This window comes from Ralstonia psammae, from assembly GCF_958405935.1.
Taxonomy (GTDB): domain Bacteria; phylum Pseudomonadota; class Gammaproteobacteria; order Burkholderiales; family Burkholderiaceae; genus Ralstonia; species Ralstonia psammae.
Map to the genome: position 1 here is coordinate 1 of NZ_CATZBU010000022.1, position 17,032 is coordinate 17,032.

Consider the following 17,032-nt stretch of genomic DNA (forward strand, 5'->3'; position numbering starts at 1 on the left):
TGCCAGCATCCGCCAAAACCACCCCCATCCGATAGCGCTTCCCGGCATCACCGTCAACACCAACTGCTACGGTGCTGATCTGGCCCTTACGATCTTCACGCCCCCTCGATCTCCACACCCAGGTACCGGACGCAACTAGGCTCGCCTGGGTCGGAGACATGAAACCGCCAGATTCTGCACAAAAAGGACGGCGCCCACGAAATCGCCGAATTTCCAAGCCATTGATCTACAAGGGAAATTAAAGCGAAACCGCCAGATTTTGCACGAAAAGGACGACTACCCCAGGTACTGGTCGACCCGGCACTGGGCGATCTTCACCTGCTGCTCGGGATTCCGGATGGAAAACAATTCGTCGGCGATGACGCCAGCGATTTTGCCGATGTAGGCTCTACTCAGCCTTAGGAACTCTTGCCGGCGTCAGGACTGCCCGCAATCCAGGGCAGATATCTTGCACGCATGCCGGCGAGAGCACTGGCCTCCTGCGGCATGGTCATATTACGGCCTAAGGCCTTGGCTTCGTAGAGCATCTGGTCGGCCTCATGGACCAGTTGCTCGATGGTTTGACTAGAGGTCGCATCTTCGTAAAGTGCGGCGACGCCAATGCTCACCGTCAGTTGCCCACTTGGGCTACCTGCGTGAAGCTGGTTCGCTGCCGTGACTGCCAGCCGAATCTTCTCCGCCACCCGAATGCCTCCCACGAGGTCCGTATTCGTATCCAAAGCCCAGGTCATTGTTTGTCCATGGCACGGGATCGGCCGTATTGCCGAGCATCGCAAAGAACCAGGGGCTCTGGTCTGCTGCCAAGGTGATCGACAGTGGAGGCGCGATTGTGTCCGGCGAGTTCGTCACTGACATACAGTCTTCGGACGGACAGACCTCCACGACCGGTGGTGTGTCCGGGCATATCAACGTGTTCACGTCCAAGGAGGGCCTGCAGTCGACCGCCTACACAACGCTGCGCTGGTTTGATGAAATGCGGATCACGTTCGGGATCAGCGCGGCGCGACAGCAGGCATACAACGAGACGCAGCGCATCCGATGCAATTACGATGATAGCCGCGAAGGCATCGAGGTCGGGCCAGTGGTTCCACTCGAAAACGTGGTCGCCATATCAGCGGCCAAAGCGGATGAGGTGCGTGTCCGCGGCTGGATTGCGGAACATTGCCTGCATGCCCAGTTTGTCTCTTCCGAGGCGGCCGCCTTTCTGGAGCCCGAAGACCTGCAGAGCTTGCTTTGACCCGAGGCGTAGTGGAGGAGGGGCGCTTCGGCCGGAGAGGGGAAGGCCAATGGCCCCTTAAGCCAGTGCTAGGCTGCCACCCTCGCGCTCAGCCACTTGGACTCGGTCGTATCAGTCACGCACGCAGTTCCTCAACCGACATTGCTTCATCGGCACAGGCGTACAGCCTCAGCGTGGCTCGAGTTTCAGCGGCCGCGCCGCCATCTCCGAATCCAGAATCAGCCGACCATCCAGGCGGCCATTGAGCCGAGTCACGTAGCCCGAAGCTTCTTCCATGTGCTCGCGCATCAGTTCTCGCACTTTGTCCGCGTCTCGCTGCCTGATGGCCTCAAGGATCGCCGAATGGCATCGGACATTGGCGCACCCGAACTTCACGTGTTCCTCGGCCGGCGTGTCCGTGCTGAATACGACCAGGCGCCGGAGCAACTCGTTGATCGTCTGACAGATGAAGCTGAGGAAGGGGTCAGGATTGGCGGCAGCAAGGATGTCGTGGAAATCGAGATCCGCCTGACGCTGATTCAGGAGGTCGCCGTTCTCCTGTGACGCTGGCTGGCAGTTCTCGATGTTGTTCTCAAGCGCGGCCAATTGCTGCTCAGTAATAAACGGCACCGCACCGGCAGCCAATTCGGGCTCCAGCAACCGACGTGCGTTGTAGATGTTCTTCATGCTGACGTCTTTGAAGAACAGATAGTTCTGAATGAGCTGCAGTGTCCGTTCAAGGGGCACTTCGCGGATGGTGGCACCGCCCGACGGGCCCGGACTCACCGTAATCAGCCCCTGAACTTCCAGCGACTTGAGCGCCTCTCGAGTCGTGCTCTTACTCACCGAAAAAAGCTCCTGAAGATCCCGCTCGTTCGGCAGCCGATCCCCCGGCTTGAGGTTGCGCTGGGTGATCAAACGCTTGACGTCCTCGGTCACTAGGTCTGCCCGCTTCGCCGGCCGGGTGCGGGTAGGCGGGTATACCCCAGCCTCGTCGTTGAGTCTCACGACATAACTCCTTGAATTTTTTATGGATAACCTGCTATGCACCAAATCTAGGCACGAAACGGCTCCTTGATTTCTGCGATCCAGTATATATGATCCGCATTGTTCTAATTATCATGATAAATAGGATGATTCGAACGAAAGCACATCTGGAGACCGCCGTGACCTTTCGCTTGCCCAATCTTTTGCCCACGCCTGTGTGGGCTGCCATTCACACGCCGTTCCTGCCTTCGCTCGAGCTGGATGAAGCCGGTTTGCGCCACAACGCCCGGCGCTACATCGAGATCGGACTACGTGGCGTCTTCTGCAACGGCCTGATGGGAGAGGTTTGGTCGCTCTCGCTCGAAGAACGCAAGCGTGTCGTGGAAGTGTTGTGTGATGAAGCGGACGGCAAGCTGGGCGTTTCCGTCGTTGTAACCGGTGCATCCATCGGCGAGACCCTGGACCTTGGCCTGCACGCAAAAGCGGCCGGCGTTGACCATGCCGTTCTGATGGTGCCGACTTCCGGCCCGCGTTCTGCAGAGCAGCAGCTCGAGTATTTCCGCTTCATCTGCGAGCGGTTGGACATGCCCATCGTCTTGTTCAACGCAGCAACGGCTGCAGGTAGTGCGCTATCGCCAGCCTCCTTTACCGAGGTCTGCGAGCTGCCCCAGATCAAGCTGCTGAAGACCACCGCGTATAGCGAGAACCCCGCGTTGCGAGCAGCAGCACGTAATGGCGTGGTGGTTTCTGATCCGCTGGAGGAGCACTATTTCCAGAACCGTCTGGAGCACGGGCAGCCGATCCTCTATGCCGACCCCGAGCCCTATCTCTATCAGGTGCCGGGACATCTTCCGATCGCCGATTACATCGCAAAGCTCGATGCCGGCGCCGATGCCGCCCAGGTGATTCGGGACTTCGAAGCACTTTCGCACCTGCGTCCGTTGTTCAACAAGTGGGTCATGGATCCGCTCATTCGCGGCCACATGCCAAACGCTGCGCTGAAGTACTGGTGCGAGCTCATCGGCATGGCCGGCGGCCCCGTCAGAACACCGATTCGCCCACTTTCCGACGCCCAGAAGCGTGAGCTCGAAGCTGATCTTCTGCTGTCCAACGCGCCAGGTTTGCGCGCGGCGCTTCCACTCAACTAACAACAGTTTTTTTAACTACCAAGGAGACCCATCATGAGCGCATCCGGTTTTGATCGGCGTACGTTCCTCAAACTCGTGGCAGCTTCTGGCGCCGCCCCATCACTGCTTCTCAGTGATCTGGCGTTCGCAGTCGACACCCCCCTTACCGTCGGCATTCTTTACTCCGGCTCGAAACAGGACTACGGCTTCAACCAGTCACATGCGCTGGCTGCCGCCGAGCTCAAAAAGGTGCCGGGCATCAAGGTGGTGGAAGAGGAACGCGTGCCGGAGACGATCGCGGCCCAGCGGAGCATGGAAGGCATGATCCGCCAGGACGGCGCGAAGCTTGTGATTGCGACATCGTTCGGCTACTTCAAGCCCCACGTTCTTGAGGTCGCCAAAAAATATCCGGACATCACGTTCGCGCACACGGGTGGCATTTGGGCGCCCGGCATGCCCGAGAACATCGGCACGTTCTACGGCTACATCTTCGCCGCCCAGTACCTGGCGGGCGTGACAGCGGGTCACATGACCAAGACCAAGAAGTTGGGCGTGGTCGCCGCGAAGCCGACGCCGAACCTACTGCGCAGCATCAATGCGTTCACCCTCGGCGCACGTTCGGTAGACCCCACCATTCAGGTACGCGTGATCTTCACCGGCGACTGGGTATTGCCGGTGCGCGAAGCCGAATCTGCCAACTCGCTCGCAGATCAAGGCGTTGACGTCATCGCTTGCAACGTGGACAGCCCGAAGGTCGTTGTCGAGACGGCGGAGAAGCGTGGCGTGATGTCGGTGGGCTATCACACCAGCCAGGCGGACGTTGCTCCGAAGGGCTTCCTCACCGGAGCCGAGTGGAACTGGATTGTTCCCTACATGGAGTTCGTCAAGGGCGTGCGGGCCGCCCAAAAGCCGGTTCACTACCTGCGCGGCGGGCTGGCAGAGAAGTTCGTCAAGTACACGCCGTTCGGCAAGGCAGTTCCGCAGAATGTACGCGATGCGGTGGAGCGCGTGCATGCCGAAATGGTGGCCGGCAAGCGCGTGATCTATGCAGGCCCGCTCAAGGACAACAAGGGCAATGTCGTGATTCCCGCAGGCACTGTCTACCGCGACAACGATCGTGCATTGGACCCCATCAACTATCTGGTTGAAGGTGTGATCGGAGAGGTGTAGGAGCTGCCATGGAACCGACAATGACGATAAAACCAACCGCGGCGATCGCCAAGCCTAAACGCTTGCACGCTAGCGTGGCGTTCCCCGTGGCTGCCTTACTCATCGCGTCGACGATCTTCGCAGCATTCGTGGCGCTGTATGGCAAGAACCCGTTCGAAGTCTTTGGGTTGATCTACCAAGGCGGCTTTGGGAGCGGGTTCGCGTGGCAAGACACGCTGGCGCGCGCGGCCCCGTTGATTCTGACCGGCCTTGCTGTGGCCCTCCCAGCGCAAGCAGGCATGGTTGTGATCGGCGCAGAGGGTGCCTTGGCCCTGGGTGGACTTGCCGGCGCCGTGATCACGCTGCCGTTCGTGGGAGCGCCTTCCCTCCCGATGCAGATCGCCATGCTCTGCTCTGGCGCGCTGGTCGGTGGCATTTGGTTCGCGATCATGGGTGCACTGCGCCAGTACCGCGGGCTGAACGAGACGATCTCCAGCCTGCTGCTGTCGTATATCGCCATCGCGATCTTCCATCACCTGACGGAAGGTCCGCTGCGCGATCCCGCTAGCCTAGACAAGCCTTCGACCCATCCGATTGACCCGCGCTACATGCTCCCTTCGATCCCTGGCATCGACGTTCATGCTGGTCTGGCGATCAGTGTTGTGTTGGCAGTCCTGGCGTACTTCGTACTGCGTCACACGGTCTGGGGTTTCTCCCTGCGGGTCGTGGGCGGTAGCGCCAAGGTTGCAAAGCTGGTCGGCCTCTCCGTCAACCGATGGGTGATCGGGACAGCCGCGGTTGCGGGCGGCGTGGCCGGTCTTGCCGGCGCGATCGAAGTCGCTGCGGTTCAAGGGACTGCCAACTCCTCGCTCATTGTCGGCTACGGCAATAGCGGGATTCTCGTTGCCTTCCTGGCGCGGCAGCACCCCCTTGCCATCATTCCCGTCGCCTGCTTGATCGGCGGCCTGCAGGCAAGCGGCAGCCTGTTGCAGCGTCGACTCGACTTGCCGGACGCGAGCATCTTGGTGTTTCAGGGGCTGATCTTCGTGTGCGTGCTGGTGGGCGACGCACTCCTGCAGAAATACAACGGGTCGGACCGGAGCTAAATATGGACGCGACTTCCATCGGCTGGGCCAGCTTGCCGCTGGCCATCCTCGGCGGCGCGATTCGCGTCTCCACGCCTTTCATGTTTGTCAGCCTTGGCGAGTGCATCACGGAGAAATCCGGTCGCATCAACCTTGGCTTGGAGGGCAATCTGGTGCTCGGTGCCATGGCGGGCTACGGTGTCTCCTATTGGTCGGGATCGCCTTGGCTGGGCGTCTTTGCTGCAGGCATCGCCGGCATGCTGTTCGGGGTCCTGCATGGAACGCTCTGCAGCATCAAACGAGTCAACGATACCGCCATCGGTATCAGCCTCATGGTTTTGGGGACCGGCCTTGCCTTCTTCCTGGGTAAACCGCTCGTCGAACCCAAGGCGCCACCTTTGCCGTCCATCGATCTGGGCTTCTGGTCAAGCATTCCGCAGGTGCGGGCCGCGCTGAACGTTAACGCCTTGTTCTTTGTCGGCATCTTCCTCGCCTTCGCCGTCTACGTGTTCCTGAACCGCACGGGATGGGGACTCATGCTTCGCACTGTTGGTGACAGCGAAGATGCCGCGAAAGCGCAGGGCTTTCCGGTTCTGCGCACGCGAATCTTCGCCACCATGGCCGGCGGCTTCCTGGCAGGCGTGGGTGGCAGCTTCTTGTCGTTGTCGTACCCCGGCAGCTGGAGCGAAGGGCTCTCCAGTGGCCAAGGGATCATGGCTGTCGCTTTGGTGATCTTTGCGCGCTGGCGCTCGCTGCGTGCACTCGGTGCATCACTGCTATTCGGTGGCGCCGGTGCCATCGGACCTGCACTGCAGGGCATGGGCATCACGGGCTACTACTACCTGTTCAACGCCGCCCCATACGTGCTGACCCTGGCAATCATGATCGCGTCGACGTCGCGCTCCGCGCCCTTCGCAGATGCACCTGGCGAGCTGAGCTTGCACCGCTAGCTCGGTTCCCCAACCGCCCAAGGAATAGCAAGAGGAGATCAGCGTGAACGCGCTCAATTTACAAATATCCGGCATGACCAAGCGCTTTGGCCCTGTCACAGCGCTGGATCATGTTTCCCTGACTGTCGGCGCAGGTACCGTGCATGCCCTGCTCGGAGAGAACGGCGCAGGCAAAAGTACGCTCGTCAAATGTCTTGTCGGCTTCTATCAGCCCGACGAGGGCTCGATCGTCATCGACGATGAGGCGAAGCAAATCGCCTCGCCGAAGGATGCCGACAGGCTTGGCATCGGCATGGTGTACCAGCACTTCACCCTGGTTCCGTCGATGACCATCGCCGAGAACCTGGTGGCGAGTGCGGCCAGGTTACCAGGGTTCATCAACTGGCAGCGGGAGCTTGCGCGCCTGACCGCCATCACACAGACCCTGCCGTTCTCGATCGACTTGAACGTCCGCACGTCTCAGTTGTCTGCGGGCGAGCGGCAGAAGGCCGAACTCATCAAGCAGTTGTATCTCGGCCGGCGCCTGCTAATCCTGGACGAGCCGACGTCTGTGCTGACCCCGGGTGAGGCTGAGCAAGTCCTTGGGTATGTTCGGCAGCTCACGACCTCCGGCAAGCTCAGTGCAATCCTGATCACCCACAAGTTCGATGAGGTCCGCCGCTATGCCGACGACGTCACGATCCTGCGCAAGGGCGCGGCAGTCCAGCAAGGGTCCGCCAAAGACCTGTCGAATCAGGAACTCGCCGAGGCGATGGTCGGCACCACGCTGGCGCTCAAGACTGAGCGAAGCCCACGGCCACCGTGCAAGGAACATGCAGCTCTCGCTATCAAGGGCCTGACCGTCAAGGGCGACATTGGCCTCGATGCGGTCAAGGAACTGAACCTGTGCGTGAACGAGGGTGAGATCGTCGGTGTTGCAGGCGTTTCGGGGAATGGCCAGATGGAAATGGTCGAAGCCCTGATGGGCCAGCGCGGTAGTGCAGGCGAGATCAGAGTGGACGGAACCCTCTTCCATGGATCTCGCAAGGAAATCGCCAAGCTGGGGGTCTACGGCCTGCCGCAGGAGCCGCTGAAGAACGCGTGCGTTCCCCGCATGTCGCTGGCGGAAAACCTTGCGCTGCGCAACTTCGATCGTCGCCCGCTGCGCAAGGGAATCCTCCTCGATCGCAAGGCGTTGAAGGAACAAGCCGAACGCTTGGTGAAGCAGTTCAAGGTCAAGGCCGGCGGTCTCGACGTGCGAGTCAACACGCTATCGGGTGGCAACGTGCAGCGCGCGGTGCTGGGGCGAGAGCTGACACAGGACGTTCGTGTGCTGATTGCCTCGAACCCCACGTTCGGCTTGGACTTCCTCGCGTGCGAGGAGACACACAACCGAATCCTCGAAGCTCGCAACGCCGGAGCGGCCGTCCTGCTGGTCTCGGAAGACCTGGATGAATTGCTTCAACTCGTCGATCGCATCGTCGTTATGAGCCAGGGTCGCATCGTCTACGAGGTACCTGCCGTGGCGGCGAAGACCCACATCATCGGCAAGTACATGGCCGGCGAATCCACCCATTGATACTGAGAAGGAAGGACCATCGTTATGAATCGCCAAGCAATCGAACTGGAGACTGTCGGCCACTTTATCGGCGGCGAGCACGTTTCCCCGGCTTCCGCGCAATCCGCTCCGGTTTTTAATCCGGCGACTGGCGCAATTTCGGCGCAAGTGCTGTTGGGCGGCGTGACCGAAGTGAAGGCTGCAGTGGCCGCCGCTCACGCTGCCGCACCGGCCTGGGCGGAAACCTCGCCGCTCAAGCGCTCGCGCATTCTGTTCAAGTTCAAGGAGTTGCTCGACCAGAACCACGACGCGCTGGCTGCGGCCATCACGCGCGAGCACGGCAAGGTGTTCTCCGATGCCAAGGGCGAAGTTACGCGCGGCATCGAGGTGGTGGAGTTTGCCTGCGGCATTCCGAACCTACTCAAGACCGAGTTCACCGACAACATCGGCGGCGGCATCGACAACTGGAACCTGCGCCAGCCGCTGGGCGTGGTGGCCGGCATCACGCCGTTCAACTTCCCCGTGATGGTGCCGATGTGGATGTTCCCAGTGGCATTGGCGTGCGGCAACACCTCCATCTTGAAGCCGTCGGAGCGCGATCCGAGCCCGAGCCTGATGATTGCCGACCTGCTCAAGCAGGCTGGCCTGCCCGACGGCGTGTTCAACGTCGTACAAGGCGGCAAGGATGCCGTCGATGCGCTGCTGGCTCATCCGGACGTGCAAGCCATCTCGTTCGTCGGTAGCACGCCTATCGCCGAGTACATCTACGCGGAAGGCACAAAGCGCGGCAAGCGCGTGCAGGCATTGGGCGGCGCCAAGAACCACCTGGTGGTCATGCCCGATGCGGATCTCGATCAAGCAGTCGACGCGCTCATCGGCGCAGGTTACGGCTCGGCCGGGGAGCGTTGCATGGCGATCTCTGTCGCCGTCGCTGTGGGCGACGTGGCTGACAAGCTCGTGCCGCGCCTCGCTGAGCGTGCAAAGGCGCTCAAGATTGGCAACGGCATGAACGCCACTAGCGAGATGGGGCCGCTGGTGACAGCCGCCCACAAGGTCAAGGTGGAAGGCTATGTCGCCAAGGGCGTGGAGGAAGGCGCGGAGCTGGTGGTGGACGGTCGCGGCCATACCGTCGATGGGCATGCGCAGGGCTTCTTCACCGGCGGCACGCTGTTCGACCACGTTACACCCGAGATGACGATCTACAAGGAAGAGATTTTCGGGCCGGTGCTCTCCGTGGTCCGCGTGCATGATTTTGCTGAGGCGGTGGATTTGATCAACGCGCACGAATTCGGCAACGGCGTGTCGTGCTACACCAGCGATGGTGGCGTGGCGCGCGCCTTTGCGCGGCAGATCCAGGTGGGCATGGTGGGCATCAACGTGCCGATTCCGGTGCCGATGGCCTGGCACAGTTTTGGCGGTTGGAAGCGCTCGTTGTTCGGCGACCACCATGCCTATGGCGAAGAAGGCGTGCGTTTCTACACGCGCTACAAGAGCGTGATGCAACGCTGGCCAGATTCGATCGCCAAGGGCGCAGAGTTTGTGATGCCGACGGCCAAGTAGTTGGGCTGAGAAAGCGCTCGCACTGGAGCCGATCTTCATTGGTTCCAGTGGAGGCCATTGCCACGGCAGGGTATTGAATTTGCGCGTGCGCGCGAGCTGTGTGGTGCCGAGGAGCACGCTTTGCTCCAAAGACAAGAACGTGACCTGACCATGAAACTGTCCTCTCTCTTGCGACTGTCGGACGCCTCGAACATTATCACGGTCAGGTAGGAGGGGGGCGCCTCGAATCCCTGTGGCGCCACGATCGTCGAGTCGTACATCGCGATGGGCGCCTATTCCCCCAGTTCAGTCGATTTTACGCCTCCCTAGCCTGACTATGCGGGCGCTACAAGGATCTCAGTTGGGTATGCGGGCCCCGGTGGTCGGCTAGGCTATGGACGGCCGCTGGCACTGCCTATATGGTCAGCCTGACGGACAAAACCCGATGGACAGGGTGCGCTTGCCCGCAGCGGCCCCGGTGTGCAGATTCACATCACCATCGACGCTTGAAAGTCTGAACTATTTTGAACCTCACTCGCCGGGCATCGCGCTAAGGCTGATTCTGCCGGTTCGCGCACGCTCGACATTCAAGCCGACAACTTCGATGCCGTGCTCGACGTGAACCTGCGCGGCACGCTCTACATGTCGCAGGCCGTGTTGCCGCACATGAAGGCGCACAAGCGCGGCAGCATCGTGTGCATGTCGTCCGTGTCCGCACAGCGCGGCGTCGGTATCTTCGGTGGGCCGCACTACAGCGCTGCAAAGGCGGGCGTGCTGCGCCTTGCCAAGGCCATGGCGCGGGAGTTCGGTGGTGACAATGTCCGCGTCAATTCCATCACGCCAGGGCTCATCCAGACCGACATCACTGGTGACAAGCTCACGCCCGAGATGCGCACCGAGATCATCAAGGGCATCCCGCTTGGCCGGCTTGGCCATGCGGCCGACGTTGCGAACGCGTGCCTGTTCCTCATCAGCGATCTGTATGCCTACCTGACGGGCATCACGCTCGACGTGAACGGCGGCACGCTGATCCACTGAGCGACTGACACGCCAATGCCACGACGGCACACGCCTGCCGTGGAACCCTTCGAGACACATGCACACGGGCCCACCCGGGGCACATGGTAGGAGACACCATGACCACGAAGCTTGCTTCGCCCCTGCCGGGCGATGAGATGGCGCGCGCCGATGCGGCCACGTTCGAGTCCCGCACCTATGCCAAGGTCGCGCGCCGGCTCATTCCATTCGTAAGCGTGGAGTGATGGCCGTCTTGCTTTAGCATTCGATTTTCTGACACGAGGATCGACCGCATGCCGCTTGAGCCGCTTTACGTTACGAACCGGGTTGTTGTCACCATCCTGCCCAAGGCGCCGTTCGTCGAATGGATCAACGCGGCCGATCCCACTCCAGCCAATGCCACCATCAACCTCGAGGATGCGCGCGAGGAACCGACCGCCTTCCTGATTCCCACGGGTGGCACTGATGACCCCGATCAGCCAAGCAAGCGCTGGATTCAGCGGAACTGGAAGGCGGTTTTTGAGCAGTTACTGGAGGACTGGTATGTCGATCCAGATCTATGGCCGCGCAACCGGACGCTCAAGATGTTCCGGGAGTGGTGCGAGGTTTGCATCCACACCATTGTTCCGGACTACGCCGATACGCCGCTCGAGTACGACGACTGATCCAGCTGCCACGGTAGGAGTTCGTCGATCCGGTTGATTGGGTGATCCGCGATGTGTGCCAGGACATGGCGCAGATATGCCTCTGGCTCGATGTCATTGAGCTTGACTGTCGTGGGGTTCCTCGTGAGGAGTGCGCCTATAAACTCCTGCGATACGCAATCGAGCGGGACTACCGCGACTGTTCAGTTCATGCTGACGTCCGGACCGCAATGCCGTGGGGCTTCTTTCGAATTGCAGAGCCCTCCCTTCAAAGCCTACCTCGACTACCGCTTCGCGCGATTTTCCTTGCAATGTATGCGGAAGGCTATCTTCGGTTAAACCGGCGAGACTCCTTTTCTCTTGCTCTGGAAGGTGTGCGCTCGGATGCGGAGCTTCTGATGTTTGCCGGCGAAGCCCGCACATGCCGTTGGGGTTTCGTGGCGTTCCCGCCTGTTCCTGGGATGCCAACGTCTCCCTTTCACCGGCTTGGATATTGAGAGCCACGACGCGTGCATCATCTAAGGGCGCGCGATGCCATGATCACTCCAGCTGTTTTCGAACAGCATTTCGTTGAGTAATCGCCGTTTTTCCCAGCCCTTCTGTTCCAACATCGGCTTCTCGTAAAAGCTTTCGACATGACCGAGGCAGAGGACGGCAACTGGCCGCGCGCCGGGCGGCAGTCGTAGCAGTCGGCCGAGCTGTTCTGGGTCGAATAAGGAAACCCAACCCATACCGACACCTTCCGCACGCGCGGCAAGCCAGAGGTTCTGGATGGCACAGGCCACTGAGGCGAGATCCATGTCCGGCATGGTGCGTCGGCCAAAGATATGCCGCTCTCGTCCATCCATGAGGGCGGCTACCAGAACTTCCCCGCAGTCCAGGATGCCCTCGACCTTGAGTCGCATGAAATCGTCCTGGCGTTCGCCCAGGGCAGCCGCGGTGCGCTCGCGTTCGGCTTCGACCAGCGCATGGACTTGCGCTCTCAGGCACCTGTCAGTGATGCGAATGAAGCGCCAGGGCTGCATGAAGCCGACGCTGGGGGCGAGATGCGCCGCGTGCAGCAAGCGTTCGAGCAATGCCAAGTCGAGCGGGTCTGACCGGAAGTGGCGCATGTCGCGGCGCTCCCGGATGGCGCGATAGACGGCGGCAATTTCATCTTCGCTGTATCGATACGGGTTCATGGCTTGAATAGCCTGGCAGCGGCGCACGGGTTGGAGGGAAAGTAGCAATGCAGGTAGCTCGCGAGCATGCTGCCGTGGCGATAGACCGCTTCGCCCTGTGCTGTGCCGCTGGCGCGGCGGGCGTGGGTATGCGGGGCGAGCGGAGTCTGCAGGCTTGAATAGTGGAAAGCGTGGCCACGCAGCGTTGCGCCGTCGAGTTCAACCGACTGCAGGCCGAGCCCGGCAAGCCGGCTCTGCAGCGTCGCATTGCCGGGCAGGAGACCGAGCATCGCGCCGGTTGTGCCAGCGTTGCCGGTCAGCGAGTCCAGCAGGTAAAGCATGCCGCCGCACTCAGCATAGAGGGACTTGCCCGCTGCAACGTGCGCGTGCAGCGTCGCCTTGGTCACGCTGTTTGCGGCGAGTGTGCCGAGGTGAAGCTCCGGATAGCCGCCTGGCAGATAGACCGCGTCAGCCGACGGCAGTGGTTCATTGGCCAGCGGTGAGAAGAACGCGATGTCGGCACCCAGCGCGGCGAGCAGTTCCAGATTGGCTGGATAGATGAAGGAAAAGGCCTGGTCTCGCGCGACGGCGATTTTCGTACCAGTCAGGAGCCGCGGTACTGGCGTGCCCACGGCAGGCGTGAACACGACCAGCGGTGGCAATTCGGCTAGCCCTGTTACGGCTACGCGTGCCGCGGCGGTCTCGATGCGCTGCTCGAGATCGACGATCTCCTGTGCCTGAACCAGGCCAAGATGGCGCTCAGGCAAGGTCATCGCATCGTCACGCATCACGGTGCCGACGCAGCGCAGCGATGGCGGCAGCATCTCACTCAGCATCTCGGCATGGCGGGCACTGGCAACGCGGTTGGCCACGACACCATGGAACGGCAGCCCAGGTCGAAAATTCGACAGGCCGTAGGCCACCGCTGCAAAGGTCTGTGCCATGCCGTTTGCGTCAATGACGGGCAGGACTGGCACGCTGAACGTAGCCGCGAGGTCCGCACTCGAAGGCGTGCCATCGAACAAGCCCATGCTGCCTTCAATCAGGATCAGGTCTGCGTCTGCTGCGGCATCGTAAAGCCGATGGCGACAGTCGGCTTCTCCGGTCATCCACAAGTCGAGTGAATACACGGGGTTGCCCGACGCGCGCTCCAGAATGTAGGGGTCGAGAAAATCGGGCCCAGTCTTGAACACGCGAACCGTGCGCCCGAGGTTGCGGTGATGACGAGCGAGGCCGGCCGTCAGCGTGGTTTTGCCCTGATGCGAGGCCGGTGCGGTGAGAAACAGCGCCGGGCACGAGCGAGGCTTGGCTTGCTCAGACATGCGCTAGTACTCCACGCCTTGCTGCGCCTTCACCCCTTGCTCGCGATACGGGTGCTTGACCAGACGCATTTCGGTGGCGAGATCGGCTGCCTCGATGAGCGCCTCTGGCGCATGCCGGCCGGTGACCACCACGTGCAGGGCAGGTGGGCGCGCCGCGAAGACGGCCAGCACTTCTGCCAGCGGGAGGTAGTCATACTTGAGCACAATGTTCAGCTCGTCCAGGATCACCATGTCGTACGCGCCGCTGCCAATCATGCGGCATGCCTCGGCCCAGCCCTTGCGGGCCGTTGCGATATCCGCGTCACGATCCTGGGTGTTCCAGGTGTAGCCGTCGCCCATCGTCAGGAAGTCGCAGTTGGGAAAACCGCCCAGGAGATCGCGCTCGGCGGTATGCAATGCGCCCTTGATGAACTGAACGACACCGAGTCGCATGCCATGACCAACCACGCGCAGCCCCATGCCAAAGGCTGCGCTGCTCTTGCCTTTGCCGGTGCCGGTGTTGACGATCAGCAGGCCCTTCTCCAGGGTGGCGGCGGCCTTCTTCTTTTCGAAGCCGGCCTTGCGCCGTTCTGTCATCCGCTGGTGTGCGGCCGGGTCCGTTTGCATGATGGATGTTTTCCCTTGTCGTTCACTCAACGCCATGTCGTGCGCGTCAATTGGCTCAACTGCTCGACGACGCGCGTGCGGCTCGGGTGATACCCGATGAAGACGAGTTGCGCGTGCCGCGCCGGTGCAGCGTCAGGTTCCGTTCGCAATTCGATCCGGCTACGCACGCCCTGGATGATGAGCCTGCCGCCGCCGTCACGCGGCGGCGCGAAGCCCTTGATGCGCAGAAGCGGTTCGCTGCACGCGATAGCGGCGATGGCTTCGCGCAGCGTCTGCGGGTCCTGCGCGTCTGTGCTGCGGATCATGAACGACAACCAGCCCGGATCCTGCTCATGGAAATGCTTGTGCGTGGCCAGGCCATGGCTGTGTGCGCCCAGGCTGCCGTGGCTGTGTCCATCGAGCAGGCGTTGGTTCGCGAGCGGACGCATCTTCAGCCCCGGCATGCTGGCGACAGGTCCGAAGTGACGGTGCCCGGCATTGGCCGGCTCGTGCAGGTGCAGGCCCAGCGTCAAACGTGTGTCGAGCTTTGCCTTGTAGGCCAGTTCGATAAAGCGGATCGAGGGCGCGAGTTCGCGCACGCGCGCTTCGGCTTCCAACAAGGTGTCATCACCGAGGGTATCGATCTTGTTGAGCACGACGATATCGGCGTTGGCCAGTTGCTGCTCGAACAGGCTCGCGACCGATTGCCCAAGGGCCTGGTCCGCACTTGCGGTGGCCTGGCCGAAACCGCCTGCCAGCAGAAGCGGGGTGTCGACAACCGCCAGCGTCGCGTCGAGCACGAAATAGGGCGCGAGCGCCTCTCCCTGCAACTGCGCCATCACGGCGCTCGGCAGCGCCAGGCCGGAGGTTTCAATCAGCACATGGTCGATCAGGCCGCGGCGTTGCCATAGCGCCTGCATCGTCGGCAAGAAGTCTTCGTCGTCGTCATAGGCGACCAGGCCGTTGGAGAGGTCGTGGATTTCGACCTCGCCACCTTCGCCGCGCAGCAGTGCGCCGTCAATCGAGACCTCGCCAAACTCGTTGACCAGGATCGCGAGGCGGCGTTGCCTGCTGTCGCGCATCAGGTTCGACAGCAGCGTGGTCTTGCCGGCCCCAAGAAAACCGGTGATGACGGTCACCGGAATGCGTGGCTGGCTCATGCTGGCAACCTCCGCAACGCGTCCAGAACACCGGCAAAATCGGAGTTGATGGCCGGATAGTCGATGGCGGGGCGATCGACAACGATCAGCGGGATGCCAAGCGCAGCAGCGGCAGCAGCCTTGGCCTGGTAGCCGCCGGCGTCGCCCGAATCCTTGGTGACCACGCAGTCGATTTGCCAGTCGCGCCACAAGGTCTCATTGGCCATCTGCGAGAACGGCCCCTGCATGGCGACCAGGTGCGAGCGCGGGAGGCCGGCGTCGATCGCGCGTTGCAGGTGCTGTGGGTCCGGCGCCAGACGCGCGAACCACTGGTGCGCTGACGCCCCATCCGCGTCATCCGCCTGGACGAAGCTCGCAAGGTCCTTGGAGCCCGTGGCGAGGAAGATCCGCTGGCCAAGCTGCATCGCCAGTTGTGCGGCATCTTCCATCGAAGCTACATGCCGGGCCGGCTGCTCGCCCATGGCGCGCGGGCGTTCGTAGCGCAGGTAGGGCAGGGCGAGTTCCCGTGCGAGCGCAATCAGCTGCGGCGAGATCTCGGTGGCATACGGGTGGGTGGCGTCGACGATGGCAGATGCCTGGCTCCCACGCAGCAACTCGCGCCGACGCTCGATGCCGAGGCGGCCGGCGATGACTGCGGCACCGGGGCACTGTTTGCCGGCCAGCTCAGCTCCGTATTCGCTGGCGCTCGATACCACAATGGCGTGGCCCGCCGCGCCGATCTCCTGCGCCAGTGCATTGCCGTCGCTGGTGCCGGAGAATACCCAGACCGCCCCGGCAGGCAGGCTGGCAGCGGTGACGGTGTCCGGCGCGTCATCCCAGTTTCCGTAACCGCGCGGGGTATAGATCCAGCCGCGTTTGCGCCGGGTGAAGCGGTTGCCGATCACCAGGGTGGTCAGCATGTCGAAGCGGCGCGTGCGCAGCTCGGCCAGCGTCAGGATGTCGACGGCCTGGTCTTCGCGGTAAGCGTTGCGCACGATGCCGCATAGCGTCTCGCCGCGCTTGTGCTCGAGCATGATGTCAAGGATGCGGTAGACGCCATCCTGGCGCTGCTTGCTCTGCACGTTGTAGAAGACAGCGGCCAGGTCGGCCTGCGCGATGTGGCGCGCGCGCGATTCGATCCACTCCCACGGGCAGAGCAAATCCGACAGGCTCAGCGTGGCGAAGTCGTGCGACAGCGGCGAGCCGAGCAGGGACGCGCAGGCATTGGCCGAGGTAATCCCCGGGATCAGTTGCACCGCGTAGTGGTCGTCTTCGGCCATGTCCTCGAATGCCAGCGCAGCCATGGCGTAAATGCCGATGTCGCCGCTGGAGATGAGTGCCACTGTCTTGCCGGCCCGGGCCTGCGCGATGGCGAGCTGGGCGCGGTCGCGCTCCTGTGTCAGCGGCAGCGTGTGGATCTCCTTGCCGGTAATCCAGGGCTGGATCCAGGTCAGGTAAAGGTCGTAGGCGACGATCACCTCGCTGGCTTCCAGCGCGGCTTTCGCCATCGGCGGGATCAGCTCGCGGGACCCCGGGCCGACGGAGACCAGATAGAGTTTGCCGGTCATGGTTGGG

General features: G+C 62.0%; 16 protein-coding genes and 2 pseudogenes. 10 read left to right on the top strand and 8 right to left on the bottom strand.

What is annotated here, in order from left to right:
- Positions 1 to 398: 398 nt before the first annotated feature.
- Positions 399 to 731 (bottom strand): diguanylate cyclase, encoded by a 333-nt coding sequence (locus R2N16_RS24020; protein WP_316669314.1) that lies wholly within the window; start codon positions 729 to 731, stop codon positions 399 to 401.
- Between the two features lie 29 nt (positions 732 to 760).
- On the opposite strand from R2N16_RS24020, the gene R2N16_RS24025 reads away from it, so the two are divergent.
- Positions 761 to 1,237: a hypothetical protein gene (locus R2N16_RS24025; protein ID WP_316669316.1), complete on the top strand. Its 477-nt coding sequence runs from the start codon at positions 761 to 763 to the stop codon at positions 1,235 to 1,237.
- A gap of 168 nt (positions 1,238 to 1,405) precedes the next feature.
- Here the strand turns inward: R2N16_RS24025 and R2N16_RS24030 are convergent, their stop codons facing one another.
- On the bottom strand, positions 1,406 to 2,224 hold the full coding sequence (locus tag R2N16_RS24030) for a FadR/GntR family transcriptional regulator (protein ID WP_316669318.1): 819 nt from the start codon (positions 2,222 to 2,224) through the stop codon (positions 1,406 to 1,408).
- Positions 2,225 to 2,382: 158 nt separating this feature from the next.
- Between R2N16_RS24030 and R2N16_RS24035 the strand changes: the two genes are divergently transcribed.
- The 9 genes and pseudogenes from R2N16_RS24035 (at position 2,383) to R2N16_RS24075 (ending at position 11,272) form a co-directional block, all read left to right on the top strand.
- Complete coding sequence (locus R2N16_RS24035) at positions 2,383 to 3,351, top strand: dihydrodipicolinate synthase family protein (protein ID WP_316669320.1); 969 nt, start codon at positions 2,383 to 2,385, stop codon at positions 3,349 to 3,351.
- Positions 3,352 to 3,384: 33 nt separating this feature from the next.
- Positions 3,385 to 4,500, top strand: coding sequence for a BMP family ABC transporter substrate-binding protein (locus R2N16_RS24040; RefSeq protein ID WP_316669322.1), 1,116 nt, complete (start codon positions 3,385 to 3,387; stop codon positions 4,498 to 4,500).
- A gap of 8 nt (positions 4,501 to 4,508) precedes the next feature.
- Positions 4,509 to 5,585 (top strand): ABC transporter permease, encoded by a 1,077-nt coding sequence (locus R2N16_RS24045; protein WP_316669324.1) that lies wholly within the window; start codon positions 4,509 to 4,511, stop codon positions 5,583 to 5,585.
- 2 nt (positions 5,586 to 5,587) lie between these two features.
- The gene (locus R2N16_RS24050; protein ID WP_316669326.1) at positions 5,588 to 6,514 is read left to right on the top strand and encodes an ABC transporter permease; all 927 of its coding nucleotides are present in this window, start codon (positions 5,588 to 5,590) and stop codon (positions 6,512 to 6,514) included.
- Between the two features lie 43 nt (positions 6,515 to 6,557).
- Positions 6,558 to 8,072 carry an ABC transporter ATP-binding protein gene (locus tag R2N16_RS24055; protein ID WP_316669327.1) on the top strand — a complete coding sequence of 505 codons (1,515 nt, stop codon included), beginning with the start codon at positions 6,558 to 6,560 and terminating at the stop codon, positions 8,070 to 8,072.
- 24 nt (positions 8,073 to 8,096) lie between these two features.
- The gene (locus tag R2N16_RS24060) at positions 8,097 to 9,611 is read left to right on the top strand and encodes a CoA-acylating methylmalonate-semialdehyde dehydrogenase (RefSeq protein ID WP_316669329.1); all 1,515 of its coding nucleotides are present in this window, start codon (positions 8,097 to 8,099) and stop codon (positions 9,609 to 9,611) included.
- A 552-nt stretch (positions 9,612 to 10,163) separates the two neighbouring features.
- A pseudogene (locus R2N16_RS24065) lies at positions 10,164 to 10,628 on the top strand (SDR family NAD(P)-dependent oxidoreductase); the annotation flags it as partial.
- A gap of 98 nt (positions 10,629 to 10,726) precedes the next feature.
- On the top strand, positions 10,727 to 10,852 hold the full coding sequence (locus tag R2N16_RS24070; RefSeq protein WP_316669331.1) for a hypothetical protein: 126 nt from the start codon (positions 10,727 to 10,729) through the stop codon (positions 10,850 to 10,852).
- A gap of 48 nt (positions 10,853 to 10,900) precedes the next feature.
- Entirely contained in the window at positions 10,901 to 11,272 is a 372-nt protein-coding gene (locus R2N16_RS24075) for a superantigen-like protein SSL4 (RefSeq protein ID WP_316669333.1), read from the top strand.
- Here the strand turns inward: R2N16_RS24075 and R2N16_RS24080 are convergent.
- The 6 genes and pseudogenes from R2N16_RS24080 to cobJ all read right to left on the bottom strand — a co-directional run.
- A pseudogene (locus R2N16_RS24080) lies at positions 11,239 to 11,409 on the bottom strand (transposase domain-containing protein); the annotation flags it as partial. The gene R2N16_RS24075 and the pseudogene R2N16_RS24080 sit on opposite strands and share 34 nt — an antisense overlap.
- Before the next feature lie 360 nt (positions 11,410 to 11,769).
- Positions 11,770 to 12,432 carry a 5,6-dimethylbenzimidazole synthase gene (bluB, locus tag R2N16_RS24085; RefSeq protein WP_316669334.1) on the bottom strand — a complete coding sequence of 221 codons (663 nt, stop codon included), beginning with the start codon at positions 12,430 to 12,432 and terminating at the stop codon, positions 11,770 to 11,772.
- Positions 12,429 to 13,733 carry a cobyrinic acid a,c-diamide synthase CobB gene (locus R2N16_RS24090; protein ID WP_316669336.1) on the bottom strand — a complete coding sequence of 435 codons (1,305 nt, stop codon included), beginning with the start codon at positions 13,731 to 13,733 and terminating at the stop codon, positions 12,429 to 12,431. The genes bluB and R2N16_RS24090 overlap by 4 nt, the downstream gene beginning before the upstream one ends.
- Positions 13,734 to 13,736: 3 nt before the next feature.
- Complete coding sequence (gene cobO / locus R2N16_RS24095; RefSeq protein ID WP_316669338.1) at positions 13,737 to 14,339, bottom strand: cob(I)yrinic acid a,c-diamide adenosyltransferase; 603 nt, start codon at positions 14,337 to 14,339, stop codon at positions 13,737 to 13,739.
- 26 nt (positions 14,340 to 14,365) lie between these two features.
- Positions 14,366 to 15,478 carry a CobW family GTP-binding protein gene (locus R2N16_RS24100; RefSeq protein WP_316669340.1) on the bottom strand — a complete coding sequence of 371 codons (1,113 nt, stop codon included), beginning with the start codon at positions 15,476 to 15,478 and terminating at the stop codon, positions 14,366 to 14,368.
- On the bottom strand, positions 15,475 to 17,025 hold the full coding sequence (gene cobJ, locus R2N16_RS24105; RefSeq protein WP_316669342.1) for a precorrin-3B C(17)-methyltransferase: 1,551 nt from the start codon (positions 17,023 to 17,025) through the stop codon (positions 15,475 to 15,477). Before cobJ ends, R2N16_RS24100 begins: the two co-directional genes overlap by 4 nt.
- Between the last annotated feature and the right edge of the window lie 7 nt (positions 17,026 to 17,032).